The 14,070-nt window shown below is 64.3% G+C and carries 14 protein-coding genes; 6 read left to right on the plus strand and 8 right to left on the minus strand.

Annotated features, from left to right (window positions below; all coding sequences use genetic code 11):
- Window positions 1–2: 2 nt before the first annotated feature.
- From PSELUDRAFT_RS16240 to orn, 7 genes are all read right to left on the minus strand, one after another.
- Window positions 3–950: an ABC transporter permease gene (locus PSELUDRAFT_RS16240; protein ID WP_088967820.1), complete on the minus strand. Its 948-nt coding sequence runs from the start codon at window positions 948–950 to the stop codon at window positions 3–5.
- Between the two features lies 1 nt (window position 951).
- Window positions 952–2,055 carry an ABC transporter permease gene (locus tag PSELUDRAFT_RS16245; RefSeq protein WP_164497434.1) on the minus strand — a complete coding sequence of 368 codons (1,104 nt, stop codon included), beginning with the start codon at window positions 2,053–2,055 and terminating at the stop codon, window positions 952–954.
- A complete protein-coding gene (locus PSELUDRAFT_RS16250; protein ID WP_088967821.1) occupies window positions 2,052–3,575 on the minus strand; it encodes an ABC transporter ATP-binding protein in 1,524 nt (507 codons plus the stop codon). The genes PSELUDRAFT_RS16245 and PSELUDRAFT_RS16250 overlap by 4 nt, the downstream gene beginning before the upstream one ends.
- Before the next feature lie 129 nt (window positions 3,576–3,704).
- On the minus strand, window positions 3,705–4,709 hold the full coding sequence (locus PSELUDRAFT_RS16255) for a BMP family protein (RefSeq protein WP_088967822.1): 1,005 nt from the start codon (window positions 4,707–4,709) through the stop codon (window positions 3,705–3,707).
- A 246-nt stretch (window positions 4,710–4,955) separates the two neighbouring features.
- Window positions 4,956–5,444, minus strand: a complete 489-nt coding sequence (locus PSELUDRAFT_RS16260; RefSeq protein ID WP_088967823.1) for a CinA family protein — start codon at window positions 5,442–5,444, stop codon at window positions 4,956–4,958.
- 13 nt (window positions 5,445–5,457) lie between these two features.
- The gene (gene pgi, locus PSELUDRAFT_RS16265) at window positions 5,458–7,107 is read right to left on the minus strand and encodes a glucose-6-phosphate isomerase (RefSeq protein ID WP_088967824.1); all 1,650 of its coding nucleotides are present in this window, start codon (window positions 7,105–7,107) and stop codon (window positions 5,458–5,460) included.
- A gap of 217 nt (window positions 7,108–7,324) precedes the next feature.
- Window positions 7,325–7,870 (minus strand): oligoribonuclease, encoded by a 546-nt coding sequence (gene orn, locus PSELUDRAFT_RS16270; RefSeq protein ID WP_088967825.1) that lies wholly within the window; start codon window positions 7,868–7,870, stop codon window positions 7,325–7,327.
- Window positions 7,871–7,934: 64 nt separating this feature from the next.
- Between orn and PSELUDRAFT_RS16275 the strand changes: the two genes are divergently transcribed.
- The 5 genes from PSELUDRAFT_RS16275 (at window position 7,935) to PSELUDRAFT_RS16295 (ending at window position 11,801) form a co-directional block, all read left to right on the plus strand.
- Window positions 7,935–9,179, plus strand: coding sequence for a M48 family metallopeptidase (locus PSELUDRAFT_RS16275; protein WP_179947555.1), 1,245 nt, complete (start codon window positions 7,935–7,937; stop codon window positions 9,177–9,179).
- Window positions 9,176–9,502 (plus strand): 4a-hydroxytetrahydrobiopterin dehydratase, encoded by a 327-nt coding sequence (locus tag PSELUDRAFT_RS16280; protein WP_088967827.1) that lies wholly within the window; start codon window positions 9,176–9,178, stop codon window positions 9,500–9,502. The genes PSELUDRAFT_RS16275 and PSELUDRAFT_RS16280 overlap by 4 nt, the downstream gene beginning before the upstream one ends.
- Window positions 9,499–10,368 carry a ribosome small subunit-dependent GTPase A gene (gene rsgA, locus PSELUDRAFT_RS16285; protein ID WP_088967828.1) on the plus strand — a complete coding sequence of 290 codons (870 nt, stop codon included), beginning with the start codon at window positions 9,499–9,501 and terminating at the stop codon, window positions 10,366–10,368. The genes PSELUDRAFT_RS16280 and rsgA overlap by 4 nt, the downstream gene beginning before the upstream one ends.
- A 122-nt stretch (window positions 10,369–10,490) precedes the next feature.
- The gene (locus tag PSELUDRAFT_RS16290) at window positions 10,491–11,228 is read left to right on the plus strand and encodes a beta-ketoacyl-ACP reductase (protein WP_088967829.1); all 738 of its coding nucleotides are present in this window, start codon (window positions 10,491–10,493) and stop codon (window positions 11,226–11,228) included.
- Between the two features lie 87 nt (window positions 11,229–11,315).
- Window positions 11,316–11,801 (plus strand): GAF domain-containing protein, encoded by a 486-nt coding sequence (locus PSELUDRAFT_RS16295; RefSeq protein ID WP_088967830.1) that lies wholly within the window; start codon window positions 11,316–11,318, stop codon window positions 11,799–11,801.
- Here the strand turns inward: PSELUDRAFT_RS16295 and PSELUDRAFT_RS16300 are convergent.
- Window positions 11,781–12,845, minus strand: coding sequence for a DNA-binding protein (locus PSELUDRAFT_RS16300; protein WP_088967831.1), 1,065 nt, complete (start codon window positions 12,843–12,845; stop codon window positions 11,781–11,783). The genes PSELUDRAFT_RS16295 and PSELUDRAFT_RS16300 overlap by 21 nt on opposite strands.
- Window positions 12,846–12,984: 139 nt before the next feature.
- Between PSELUDRAFT_RS16300 and PSELUDRAFT_RS16305 the strand changes: the two genes are divergently transcribed.
- Window positions 12,985–14,064, plus strand: a complete 1,080-nt coding sequence (locus PSELUDRAFT_RS16305) for a site-specific integrase (protein WP_088967832.1) — start codon at window positions 12,985–12,987, stop codon at window positions 14,062–14,064.
- The last annotated feature ends 6 nt before the right edge of the window (window positions 14,065–14,070 follow it).

The following is a 14,070-nucleotide window of genomic DNA, read 5'->3' on the forward strand; positions in this document are numbered from 1 at the left end:
GCTCAGCGCGACTTCACGAACGGAATGCCGATCGCCTTCGGCGCCACCGCACGACCCATGAAGCCGGCCAGCAGCACCACGGTCAGCACGTAGGGAATCGCCTGGATGAAGGCATCCGGAATGCTGCCGATCAGCGGCAGCGGCACGCCCTGCAGGCGGATCTGGATGGCATCGGTAAAGGCGAACAGCAGGCAGCCGGATACCGCCGCCCACGGCCGCCACTTGCCGAAGATCAGCGCCGCCAGCGCCAGGTAGCCCTTGCCGGCAGTCATGTCCTGGATGAAGGCGCCGGTCTGCGCCAGCACCAGGTAGGCACCGGCCACGCCACACAGCGCGCCGCTGATCAGCTGGGCGATGTAACGCACCCCCTTGACGCTGATACCGGCGGCATCGGCGGCATGCGGGTTTTCGCCCACCGCGCGCAGGCGCAGGCCGAAGCGGCTCTGGTACACCACCCAGCTCACCACGATGATCAGGGCCATCGCCAGGTACACCAGCACATTGTGGCCGAGGAAGGTTTTCAGCGCCGTGCTCTGCGCGATGGTATCGGCAAACGGCAGCTGCACCGCGGTGAAGCGCGCGTCGTCGTCCAGCGTCGGCGTGCGACCGCCCTGCTGGAACCAGGCCAGCGCCAGCACCGGCGTCACGCCGGACACCATCATGTTGATGGCCACCGCGGAAATCAGCTGGTTGCCGTTGTAGCCGATCGACACCACGCCATGCAGCAGCGCCACCAGCATGCCCACCGCAATGCCGGCGCCCAGCCCGGCCCACGGCGAATGCGCCAGGTAGGCAACGCAGGCGGCGGCAAACGCTGCGGCCAACATCTTGCCCTCCAACGCCAGATCGACAATACCGGAACGCTCGGAGAACAGGCCGGCCAGCGCCGCCAGCACCAGCGGGGTGCTCACGCGCAGCGTGGCATCCAGCACGCTAAAGAAAATCTCCATCTCAGCCCTCCTTCTTCAGCATGCGTTTGAACGCCAGCGACAACGGGGTCTGGAACAGGTTTTCCAGCGCGCCGCAGAACAGGATGATCAGGCCCTGGGTAAAGATGATCATCTCGCGGGTGATGGCAGGCTTCTCGAACGACAGGTCCAGGCCGCCCTGGGTCAGCGCGCCGAACAGCAGCGCCGACAGCAGGATGCCCACCGGATGGTTGCGCCCCATCAGCGCCACGGCAATGCCGACAAAGCCGATGCCGTTGGTGAAGCCCAGGTTCATGCGGTGGGTGGAGCCCAGCAGCTCGTTGATGGATGCCATGCCGGCCAGCGCGCCGGATACACACATCACCAGGATGATGATCTTGTCCACCGGCATGCCGGCGTAACGCGCCGCCTTCTCGTTGAGGCCCACCGTGCGGGTAACGAAGCCCTGCGGGCTATGCCACACCACCACGTAGAACAGCACCAGTGCCAGGATGGCCAGGAAGAAGCTAGCGTTCAGCGGCGTATTCGGCAGCACGAAGCCCAGCGGTGCAAACACATCCTTCAGCAACGGCACCCAGGCCGTCTGGGCGAAAGTCACCGTGGCCGGCACCTGCGAGCCGGGCATGCGCAGCTTGTCCACCAGCAGCCAGTTCATCAGCGAGCTGGCAATGAAGTTGAACATGATGGTGGTCACCACGATGTGGCTGCCGCGCTTGGCCTGCAGCCAGGCCGGCACGAAGGCCCAGGCAGCGCCGAACAGGATGGCGCCCAGCAGCGCCAGCGGAATCAGCAGCCAGCCGGGCAGACCGCCGAACTGCAGGCACACCAGGGTCACCCCCAGGCCGGACAGATACATCTGGCCCTCGCCGCCGATATTGAACAGGCCGGCATGGAATGCCGCCGCCACCGCCAGACCGGTAAAGATGAAGCTGGTGGTGTAGAACAACGTGTAGCCGATGCCTTCCGGGTAACCGAAGGCGCCATTGATCAGCAGTTTCAGGCACTCGATCGGGTCTTCGCCGATCAGTGCGATCACCAGGCCGGATACGAACAGTGCCGCCACCAGGTTCAGCACCGGCATCAGCCACAGTGCTGCCCAGCGCGGCAGATTGGCAGGCTGACTCATTTATGCCCCCCCATCAACAGACCCAGCGAGGTAGTGGTGGCCTCTGCCGCCGACAGCTCGCCGGAAATCGCGCCGGCATTCATTACGATGATGCGGTCGCTCAAAGCCAGAATTTCGTCCAGTTCCACCGACACCAGCAGCAGCGCCTTGCCTTCGTCGCGCAGCTGCAGCAGGCGTTTGTGGATGAACTCGATGGCACCAATGTCCACGCCGCGCGTGGGCTGGCCGATCAGCATCAGCTCCGGGTTGGCGTGGATTTCGCGCGCCAGGATCACCTTTTGCTGGTTGCCGCCGGAAAACAGGCCGATGCGGCGATGCGTCAGCGCCGGGCGCACGTCGAACTCGCGGATGAAGCGGCGGCAGCGCTCGACGATGGCCTTGCGGCTGAACAGCCCGCCACGGCGAATGGACGGATCGTTGTGATAACCCAGGATGGCGTTCTCGAAGGTGGAGAAGTCCTTCACCAGCCCTTCGCGCGAACGGTCTTCCGGCACGTGGGCAATGCCCAGCCTGCGGTAGGCGGCCGCCTTGGGTTCACGGGTCTTCAGCGTGCTCAGTTCGGTGCCATTGAAGTTCACCGAGCCCGAGGTGGCCTCGCGCATGCCGGACAGCACCTCCAGCAGTTCGGACTGGCCGTTGCCGGACACGCCGGCGATGCCGACGATCTCGCCGGCGCGCAGCTCGAAACCGATGTCTTTGAGCAGCGCCACGCCGCGCTCGTCCACCAGGTTCAGGCCGGACACCGCCAGCACCGTCTTGCCCGGTCTGGCCGGCGCCTTGTCCAGCTGCAGGTTCACCTTGCGGCCAACCATCAGGTCGGCCAGGTCTTCCTTGCCCACCTCGGCGGTCACCACCTGGCCCACCACCTCGCCGGCACGCATCACGGTGACGGTATCGGTGATGTCCAGCACTTCGCGCAGCTTGTGGGTGATCAGGATCACCGTCTTGCCCTGCTGCTTCAGCAGCCGCAGGATGCGGAACAGGTCATCGGCTTCCTGCGGCGTCAGCACCGCGGTCGGCTCGTCCAGGATCAGCACGTCGGCGCCGCGGTACAGCGCCTTGAGGATTTCCACCCGCTGCTGGCTGCCCACGCCCAGCTCGCCCACGATGGCGTCCGGGTCGACCTGCAGGCCGTAGTCGCGGTTGAGGTCCGCCAGGTGGCGGCGCGCGGCGGCCAGGCTGGCATCCAGGCGCACACCCTCTTCCGCGCCCAGCACGATGTTTTCCAGCACGGTGAACGGGTCCACCAGCATGAAGTGCTGATGCACCATGCCGATGCCCTTGGCGATCGCATCCTGGCTGGAGCGGATGCGCTCCTCCTTGCCGTTGATGCGAATGGTTCCGGAATCCGCGTGATAGTAGCCGTAGAGGATACTCATCAGGGTGGATTTGCCCGCTCCGTTTTCACCGATGACGCCGTGAATGGAGCCCTTGCGGATGCCGAAGCTGATGTTCTTGTTGGCGTGCACTTCGCCGAAGTGCTTGTTGACGCCTATGAGCTCGATGGCTAATTCGGCCATATGTGTGTGCTTTCGCTCGGAATGCGGCCCGGATATTGCTGCGCCGCAAAAACGCCGCATCATGAAAGCGCGGCAAGCAGGCCCAGCCTGCTTGCCGCGTTGCTTATCCGGATATCGGACTTTTTTGGCTTATTTCACCGGGCAGCTGTTGGCCGCACGGTAATCGACAACCTTCACCTTGCCGGAAATGATGTCTTTCTTGGCCTGGTTGATCTTGCCTTCCATCGCCTTGCTGATCAGCTTGCGGTTGTTGTCGTCCAGCGCCCAGTCCACGCCGCCTTCCTTCAGGCCCATGGTCACCACACCCGACTTCCAGGTGCCGTTCTTGCCGGCCATGAACAGGTTGTACACGGCGTTATCCACGCGCTTGAGCATGGAGGTCAGCACGAAGCCCGGGAACAGGTGGTTCTGGTTGGAATCCACGCCGATGCCCAGCTTGTTCTTGTCCTTGGCGGCCTGCAGCACGCCCATGCCGGTGCCGCCGGCGGCGTGGAATACCACGTCAACGCCACGGTCGAACTGGCTGCGCGCCAGCTCGCCGCCGCGGGCCGGGTCATTGAAGGCCTGCGGGGTGGTGCCGGTCATGTTGGAGATTACTTCCACCTTGCTGTCGGCAGCCTTGGCACCCTGCGCGTAGCCGCAATCGAAGGCGCGGATCAGCGGCACGTCCATGCCACCCACGAAGCCCACCTTGTGCGACTTGGAGGCCATGGCGGCAGCCATGCCCACCAGGTAGGAGCCTTCCTGCTCCTTGAACAGCACGGACTGCACGTTGTCGCCCTTGGCCACATCGTCAACGATGGCGAATTTCACCTTCGGGAACTCGGTGGCAACGGTCTGCACAGCCTGGGTGAAGGAGAAGCCGACGGCCACGATCAGGTCAACGTTCTTGCGCGCCAGGTTGCGCAGCACCTGTTCCTTCTGAGCCTCGTTGGCGATCTGGGCTTCGCGGTAGGCCACGCCGGTGGCTTTCTTGAAGCGCTCGGCGCCGGTGTAGGCGGCTTCGTTGAAGCTCTTGTCGAACTTGCCGGCCTGGTCGTACACCACGGCCGGGGTGAAGGCGAAGCTGGAGGAGGCCGCCACCATCATGGCAGCAGCGGCAATGGCGAAGCCCCGTTTCTTGGCATTCAGCATGAGATTGTTTCTCCCAATGTGCGTATCGTTTGGATTGGCTCAAGCATGGTAGCGGCAATGCCGCGCAGTCGCATGTCTTGCAGCACTTTAGTATTCGCAGCAGTGCAGGCCGTACGGCGCAAAATCACTGCTCAAATTTCAGGCAGGGGCGTGATTATACGCATAGCGCCAAAAGTTATCAGGGGATTTTTGCTGCCGGCGGCCAGTCCCTTGGAACAGGTTGCCGCCAGTGGCCCCGCCATTGGCTTATTGTGCCGGCAGCTGTTGCAACAGCGTCGACAACAGCGCGCACACCGACTGCTCGCGCACCGCGTGGCGGTCGCCGGCAAAGTGTTGCGTCCATGTCAAAGGACTGGCCAGTGCCGCGCCGGCAATCGCAAAGCACACCATGCCCACCGGCTTGGCCGCCGTACCGCCGCCGGGGCCGGCCACGCCGGATACCGCCAGCGCCCAGTCGGCGCCGGCCAGTCGCAGTGCCCCCTCGGCCATGGCAGCCGCCACCGGCTCACTGACGGCACCATGCTGTTGCAGCAGCGCCGCCGGCACGCCCAGCACACGCTGCTTGATCTCGTCGCTATAGCTCACCACCGCCATGTCGAACCAGCCGGAGCTGCCGGCGATCTCGGTGATGGCCGCGGCCACGCCGCCGCCGGTGCAGGATTCCGCCGTGGTGACACGTTGGCCGCATGCGGCCAACCTTGTACCCAGCTGCGCTGCCAGCTGCCATTTATCCATGCCAGCGCACCCGTTATCCATGCTTGCGCTCCAGGTAATGCCGCACCAGGCCGGCGGTGGAAGCATCGTGCCGCCCGCCGCCACCGGCATCCATTTCCGTCAGCAGCCGCTTGGCCAGCTGCTTGCCGTATTCCACGCCCCACTGGTCGAAAGAGTTCACCCCCCAGATTGCGCCCTGCACGAACACCTTGTGCTCGTACAGCGCCAGCAGCATGCCCAGGCTGTACGGCGTTACCTGGTCCAGCGCAATGGTGTTGGACGGCTGGTTACCGGGAAACAGTTTCTGCGGCAGCAGCATGTCCAGCTCGTCGCCACTGACGCCGCCCAGCTCCTGCAACACCTCGGCCTCGCTCTTGCCGCGCATCAGCGCCTCGGCCTGGGCGAAGCAATTGGCCACCAGCACCTGGTGCTGGCCATCCAGCGGGTAGTGGCTGTTCATCGGCACGATGAAATCGCAGGGCACCAGCCGCGTACCCTGGTGCAGCAGCTGGAAGAAGGCATGCTGACTGTTGACGCCCTCCTCGCCCCAGATCACCGGGCCGGTATCGAAGTCCAGCCGCTCGCCGCAGCGCCCCACCCGCTTGCCGTTGGACTCCATGTCCAGCTGCTGGATGTGCGCCGGCAGCCGGCGCAGGCCGTGGTCGTACGGCATGATGGCGTGGGTGTGCGCACCATAGAAGGTGTTGTACCAGATGCCGATCAGCCCCAGCAGCACCGGCATGTTGCGGGCGAACGGGGTTTCGAAGAAGTGGCGGTCCATGCGCGCGCCGCCAGCCAGGAACTGGCGGAAGTTGTCGGCGCCGATGGCCAGCACCACCGGCAGGCCGATGGCCGACCACACCGAATAGCGGCCGCCCACCCAGTCCCAGAAACCGAACATGTGCGCGGTATCGATGCCGAAGGCCTGCACCGCGGCGGCATTGGTGGACACTGCCACGAAATGCCGCGGCACCGCCGCCTCGCCGGCGGCCGCCACCAGCCAGCGCCGCGCGGCCTGCGCATTGAGCAGCGTCTCCGGCGTGGTAAACGATTTGGAGGCGACGATGAACAGCGTGCTGGCCGGGTCGCACTGCGCCAGCACCTGCGCCAGATGCTGGCCATCGACGTTGGAGACGAAATCCACCGCCAGCCCCGGCTGGGCGTACGGCTTCAATGCTTCGGCCACCATCAGCGGCCCCAGGTCGGAGCCGCCGATGCCGATATTCACCACCCGACGGATGCGCTGGCCGTCATGCCCCAGCCAGGCACCGCTGCGCACCCGCTCGGCAAAGTCGCATACGCGCTGCAGCTCGGCATGCACCTGCGGCACCACGTCCACGCCATCCAGCGGCAGCGTGGCGTCCGGCGGCAGCCGCAACGCGGTGTGCAGCACCGCGCGGCCTTCGCTGACATTGATGCGCTCGCCGCTGCGCATCCATTGCAGCCACTGCCCAAGGTTGGCCGCATCGGCCAGCTCCAGCAGCAATTCCAGCGTGCGGTCAGTGATGCGGTTCTTGGAGTAGTCCAGCAGCAGGCCGTCCAGCTCCAGCGAGTAGCGGTCAAAACGCAGCGCATCCTGCGCGAACAGCTCGCGCATATGCACATGACGGGTAGCGCGCTGGTGCTGGTGCAGCCGCGCCCACACCGGCGATTCGTTGATGGGGTGGAGTCGTTCGCTGATCATGCGGAGGGCTTAGCGCCTATTCATGGTTTTTCCGACTGCGGCCGGATTCTGCCGGATGTAGCGCCAGGAGAGCGCCCCGCTGCAGTGTTATTCACTGCCAGGGGCGATCGACAACGCGATGCGCCGGCAGAACCCGGCCCCGGAGGGCTGGCCCGTTACACGGCCTCCGCAACACGCAGCCTTGCCAGCGCAGTCGCAAAAGGCCATGAACAGGCGCTTACACCTTGAGGAAGTGCTCGCGGTAGTAGCGCAGCTCGTCGATGGATTCCTGAATGTCGGCCAGCGCCTCGTGCTTACCCTTCTTCACCACGCCCTTGGCGATTTCCGGCTTCCAGCGGCGGCACAGTTCCTTCAGCGTGGACACGTCCAGGTTGCGATAATGGAAGTACGCTTCCAGCTGCGGCATCCAGCGCGCCATGAAACGGCGGTCCTGGCAGATGGAGTTGCCGCACATCGGCGACTTGCCGGACGGCACGTGTTCCTGCAGGAAGGCCACCAGCAGCTCGGTCGCTTTGGCCTCGTCCACGGTGGACGCCTTGACGCGGTCGATGAGGCCGGATTTGCCGTGGGTGTTCTTGTTCCAGTCGTCCATGGCATCCAGCACCGCATCCGGCTGGTGCACGGCGATTACCGGCGATTCGGCCACGGTGTTGAGCTGGGAATCAGTGACGATGATGGCGATTTCGATGATGCGATCGCTGTCCGGATTCAGGCCCGTCATTTCCATATCGAGCCAGATGAGGTTGTTTTGATCTTGCGGCATAAGTCGGTGTCTTTCAAAATGCGCCCATTTTCCGCGATTTGACCGCCACAGGGCAAACGACTTGATGAATGCATTTACCTGGAGCCTGCTGCTGGCGCTGCTGCTGAACAGCTGGCTGCGCTGGTGGTTGGCCGCACGCCACATCAGCCATATCCGCCGCCACCGCGGCGCCGTACCCACCGCCTTTGCCGACAGCATCACGCTGGAGCAACACCAGAAGGCCGCCGACTACACCTGCGCCCGCGTACGCGTAGCCATGGTGTCCAGCCTGCTGGACGCCGTGCTGCTGCTGGCCTTCACCCTGGGCGGCGGCATCGAATTCGCCAGCCGCCTGGCCAGCAGCCTGCTGGGCGCCGGCATGCCGGCACAGCTGGCCACCGTTGGCCTGTGCACGCTGGTGATGAGCGCCATCAGCCTGCCCCTGTCGCTGTATAGCACCTTCGTGGTGGAACGCCGCTTCGGCTTCAGCAAGGTGGATGCGCGGCTGTTCATCAGCGACCTTGCCAAGGGCACCGTGCTATCGCTATTGATCGGCACGCCGATACTGGCGGCGGTGCTGTGGCTGATCCAGCATGGCGGCCAGTATTTCTGGCTGTGGACCTGGCTGACCTGGTGCAGCTTCAGCCTGCTGATGGTGTGGGCCTACCCCACGCTGATCGCGCCGCGCTTCAACCGCTTCAGCCCGCTGGCCGACAGCGAGCTGCTGCAACGCATCAACCAGCTGCTGGCGCGTTGCGGCTTTGCCAGCAACGGCGTGTTCGTGATGGATGGCTCGCGCCGCTCCAGCCACGGCAACGCCTACTTCACCGGCCTCGGCAAATCCAAGCGCATCGTGTTCTTCGACACCCTGCTGGAGCAGCTGAGCCCGGAGGAAATCGAGGCGGTATTGGCGCATGAACTTGGCCACTTCCACCACGGCCATATCCGCAGCCGCATCCTGCTGACCTTCGCCAGCTCGCTGCTGCTACTGTGGCTGTTCGCGCAATGCCTGTACCTGCCGGCGTTCTACCTGGGCCTGGGCAGCAGCGCCATGACGCCGGCCACCGGCCTGCTGCTGTTCATGCTGTGCATGCCGGTGTTCACCTTCATCCTGCACCCGCTGTCCAGCATGCTGTCGCGCCGCCACGAATACCAGGCCGACGACTTTGCAGCCAGCCACAGCAACGCCGCCGCACTGGTGAGCGCGCTGACCAAACTCTATCGTGACAATGCCAGCACCCTGACCCCGGACCCGCTGCATTCCACCTTCTACGACTCACACCCACCGGCGAGCCTGCGCATCGCCCACCTGCAAGGAAGCACACCATGAACCTGCTCGACATGCACTGCGAGCCGCAACACGGCAAACATTCGCTGAGCGCGGACACTGTCAGCGAGCTGCTGACCCACCTGCCGGGCTGGCAGCTGGAAGGCATCGAACTGGTAAAGACCTTCCGCTTTGCCGATTACTACAAGACCATGGCCTTCGTGAACGCCCTGGCGTGGATCGCCCACGCCGAGGACCACCACCCGGACATGTCGGTGCACTACAACCGTGCCGTGGTGCACTTCTCCACCCATGACGCTGGCGGCATCACCCTCAACGACTTCATCTGCGCCGCCAAGACCGAAGCGCTGGTTGGCCGCGCATGAAGCAGGCCGGTCAGATCATCCGTTCCTATGGTCGCCGCTTCATCGTGGAAAGCGGCGAGCGCACCTACGACTGCACCAGCCGCGGCAAGCGCGTGGACTACGCCTGCGGCGACCGCGTGGACATCACCGTGCTGAACAACGAGCAAGCGGTAATCGAGGGCCTGCAGCCGCGACACAGCCTGCTCTATCGCCAGGACGACTGGCGCACCAAGCTGATTGCGGCCAACGTGACGCGCATTTTCTTCGTCACCGCCGCGGTGCCCAGCCCCAGCGAAGAGCTGCTCAACCGCTGCCTGCTGGCCGCCGAGGCCGCCGATATCGACCCGGTGATCGTGGTGAACAAAAGCGATCTGCCGGAAACCACGGCCTGGCTGAACAAGCTGCAGCCCTACCAGCAGCTGGGTTACAAACTGGTCACCCTCAGCGCCAAACAGGGTGCCGACGCGCTGCGCCCGTTGCTGCAGGGGGAGACCAGCGTTCTTGTCGGACAATCCGGCATGGGCAAATCCACCATCACCAACGCGCTACTGCCGGAAGCTGCCGCCCGAGTCGGCGAAATTTCCACCGCGCTGGACGCCGGTCGCCATACCACCACCCATGCCGCGCTGTACCACCTGGATGCCGACAGCCAGCTGATCGACTCCCCCGGCCTGCAGGAATTCGGCCTGTCCCATATTGGTGCAACCGAGCTGGCCGGGCTGTTTCCGGAAATGCGCGATTACCTCGGCCATTGCCGCTTTCACAACTGCACCCACCGCCAGGAACCGGACTGCGCCATCAAGCAGGCCAGCAAGGCCGGCCACATCCGGCCGATGCGGCTGGAGCTGCTGCAAAAGCTCACCACGCGTGCCATCGATGCCCAATGAATAAAAATTAATTGTTACAGCCGATTTACATTTGTTGGTAGCGCTCTTAATCTGTCATTAAAACAAAATATACGAGCCGTAGTCTGCAAACGCAGATTACATACAGACAAGGAGCCAGCACTATGAGCAAACGCATCGCATTGGTATCAGGGGGCATGGGCGGCATCGGTACCGCCATCTGCAAGGCACTGGCCGAAGCAGGCCACACTGTGGTGACCACCTACAGTCGCCCGGGCAAGGAAGGCGCCTGGCTGTCCGACATGAAGGGCCTGGGTTTCGACGTACACGCCGTACAGTGCGACGTAACCGACTTTGACGCCTGCCAGGCTGCCGTCGCCAAGATCCAGGCCGAGATCGGCCCGATCGACGTTCTGGTCAACAACGCCGGCATCACCCGTGACGCGTCCTTCCGCAAGCTGGGCAAGGCCGACTGGGATGCCGTGATCAGCACCAACCTGGATTCGCTGTTCAACCTGTGCAAGCCGGTAGTGGACGGCATGACCGAGCGTGGCTTTGGCCGCGTCATCAACATCTCGTCGATCAACGGCCAGAAAGGCCAGTTCGGCCAGACCAACTACTCCGCCGCCAAGGCCGGCATGCACGGCTTCACCATGGCGCTGGCGCAGGAAGTGGCGCGCAAGGGCGTAACCGTGAACACCATCAGCCCGGGCTATATCGGCACCGACATGGTGATGGCGGTACCGGAAGACGTACGCAACAAGATCGTGGCCAACATCCCGGTTGGCCGCCTGGGCAAGCCGGAAGAAGTTGCCGGCCTGGTGAACTACCTGGCGTCCGACGTGGCCGGCTTCGTGACCGGTGCCGACTTCGCCATCAACGGCGGCCAGCACATGATGTAACGCCGGTTCAGCCGCAAAAAAGCCGACGCAGACGCGTCGGCTTTTTTGTTATGCTCTCGCCCCCACACCATCAGCAAAGGATTTCACGTGGCCGAGAATCTCATCATTGCCGGCGAGAGCAAGGAAGAGCGCTACCAGCAGCTGCTGCCGCAGGCGCTGGCGCTGATCGACAGCGAAAGCGACCTGATCGCCGCCATGGCCAACAGCTGCGCCGCCATCCAGCAAACCTTCAACTGGCTGTGGACTGGCTTCTACCTGGTGAAAAACGAGGAACTGGTACTGGGGCCGTTCCAGGGCCCGATCGCCTGCACCCGCATCCGCAAGGGCAAGGGCGTGTGCGGCAGCGCCTGGGCACAGGCGCAGACGCTGGTGGTGCCGGACGTGGACGCCTTCCCCGGCCACATCGCCTGCTCCTCGCTGTCGCGCTCGGAGATCGTGGTGCCGGTATGCGATCAGCACGGCAGCGTGTGCGCCGTGCTGGACGTGGATTCCATAGAGCTCGGCAGCTTCGACGACACCGACCGCCGCTACCTGGAACAGATCTGCGCCGCGCTAGGACGCCTGTTCCAGTAAAGCAGCAAAACGCTGTTGCAGCTGGTCGGCATACTCCTGAGCCGGCAGCTGCTGCAGCGCATCGCGGTCCTGCTGCAGCCACTGCTGCAACAAGGGCAACTGCTGCTGGCGCCACTGCTGCCGTGCGGCCAACGTTGCCAGTTCCGCAGTCATCTGCAGCAGCTGCGCCTGTTGCTGCACTCCCTGCTCCCGCGCCTGCTGCAAATCGGCCTCCAGCGCCGCCTGCCGCTGCTGCGCCAGCTCGCCCTGTGCCTGCAGCCGGCCCTGTTCACGTGCAGCATCGGCCGCCTGCTCGCGCTGCAGCTGACGCGTGGCATCCAGCTCCTGCTGCAGCTGCTGCAACTGCGCCTGCCACTGCGTCGCCTGCTGCTTGAACGCCGTACGCTCCTCTTCCACCTGCTCATATAAGCGCACGCGCATGCCTTCGAAGCGCTCGTAGGCCAGCGCCTCGCGCTTTTCCGCCTCCTGCGCCGCCTGCTGCAAACGCTCGTCGTGGCGCTGCTCCAGCGCCGCCACCCGGGCATCGACATCCTTCTGCACCGCCAGCAGCTGCTGGCGTGCTTCGTCCAGCGAGGCAGTCAGGCCGGTCAGGCTTTCCTCCAGCACCTGGCGGCGGCGGTTTTCCTCGGCATGCTGTTGCTGCAGTTGCTGATGCTGCTGCTTCAGTGCCTCGTGCTCCTGCGCCAGTGTGGCCAACTGAGCACCGCGTGCATCCAGCTGGCGGTGCTGCTCGGCCAGCTCGCCCACCAGCCGCGCCACCTCGGCCTTCGCCTCTTCGCGCAGCGTTTCCAGATGCGCCTCGGCCTGGTCGCAGGCACGTTGCCATAGCTGGTCTACCGCCTCCGCCAGCCCCGCCGGCCAGTCCGGCCGCCGCACATTGCTGGCCATGCGCGCCAGAAACTCCTGCCGCCACTGCTTCAGCGTGTTGTTGATGGTGGTATTGGAACCGGTGCCCAGCCGTGCGCGCACCTCCACTACGGTAGGCCACTCGCCTTCAGCCACCAGTTCGAACGCCGCCTGGCGGATGCGTGCATAGATATCCATAAACCCTCCTGATGTGGCGATTATACCAGCCAGCTGTTCAGTAATTTATTACGTAATACATTATATTTTACACGACTTGCCAATTATTTTTCCGATAACTATTCTTATCGGAAGTTTTATCGGGAAAACCACACCACAAATGCTGCCCACCACCCCACCCCGCCAGCAGCTGATCCGCGCCGACAGCGAGCAGGACGCCGTACTCGGCTGGTTGGCGGAATTCAGCAACCGCCCCGCCACCCTGCGCAGCTACCGCAAGGAGGCCGAGCGTTTCATGCTCTGGCTGGCCAGCCGCGATCAGCAGCTGGGCAACGTCAAACGTCAGGATGTGCTGGATTACGAGCGCTTTCTGGCCCACCCGCACCCGGCAGAGCAATGGATAGGCCCGGCAGTTGGCCGCAAGCACCCGGCGTGGAAACCGTTCAGCGGCCCGCTGTCCGCCAGCAGCATCCGCCATGCCATGACAGTGCTGGGCAGCCTGTTCAGCTACCTGAACCACGCCGGCGTGCTGACCGGCAACCCGTTCCGCCTGCTGCGCAAACCGGCAGCCAGCCAGCAACTGGCACTGGAGCGCTTTTTCGATCAGGACTGCTGGCGGCTGATCGTGCAGGCGGTGCATGCCCTGCCTGCCGGCAGCGCACGGGAAATCGCGCAGCGCGAACGCGCCCTGTGGGTGATCAGCCTGCTGTACTACAGCGGTGCACGGCGCGGCGAAGCTGCGGCGGCGGTGATGGGGGATTTTTTCCAGCTGCGTCAGCGCTGGTGGTGGCGGGTAAACGGCAAGACCGGGGTGGCGGATATCCCGGTAAACGACGCGCTACTGGCGGCCCTGCAACGCTACCGCCGGCAGCTTGGCCTGGCGCCGCTACCGGTGCACCAGGAACAGACGCCGCTGATCTGCGCCATGAGCAAGGCGGGCGAAGTGCCGCGCCCACTGGGCGACAAGGCGTTGTACCTGATTACGCGGGAAATCTTCCAGCGCGCCGCAACGCTGGCGGAAGATGCCGCCAGCCGCGACAAACTCACCCGCGCCAGCACCCACTGGCTGCGTCACACCTCGGCCAGCCACCAGCTGCAAGCCGGCATCGACCTGCTGCTGGTGAGCCAGAACCTGCGCCATCGCAGCATCCAGACCACCCGCCGCTACCTGCACAGCGAGCTGGATCAGCGCCACGATGCGCTACAGAAGCTGAACGGACTGGGCGAGCCGGAAAACTAGCCCGCT

This window comes from Vogesella sp. LIG4 (assembly GCF_900090205.1).
In the GTDB taxonomy this organism is placed as follows: Bacteria; Pseudomonadota; Gammaproteobacteria; order Burkholderiales; family Chromobacteriaceae; genus Vogesella.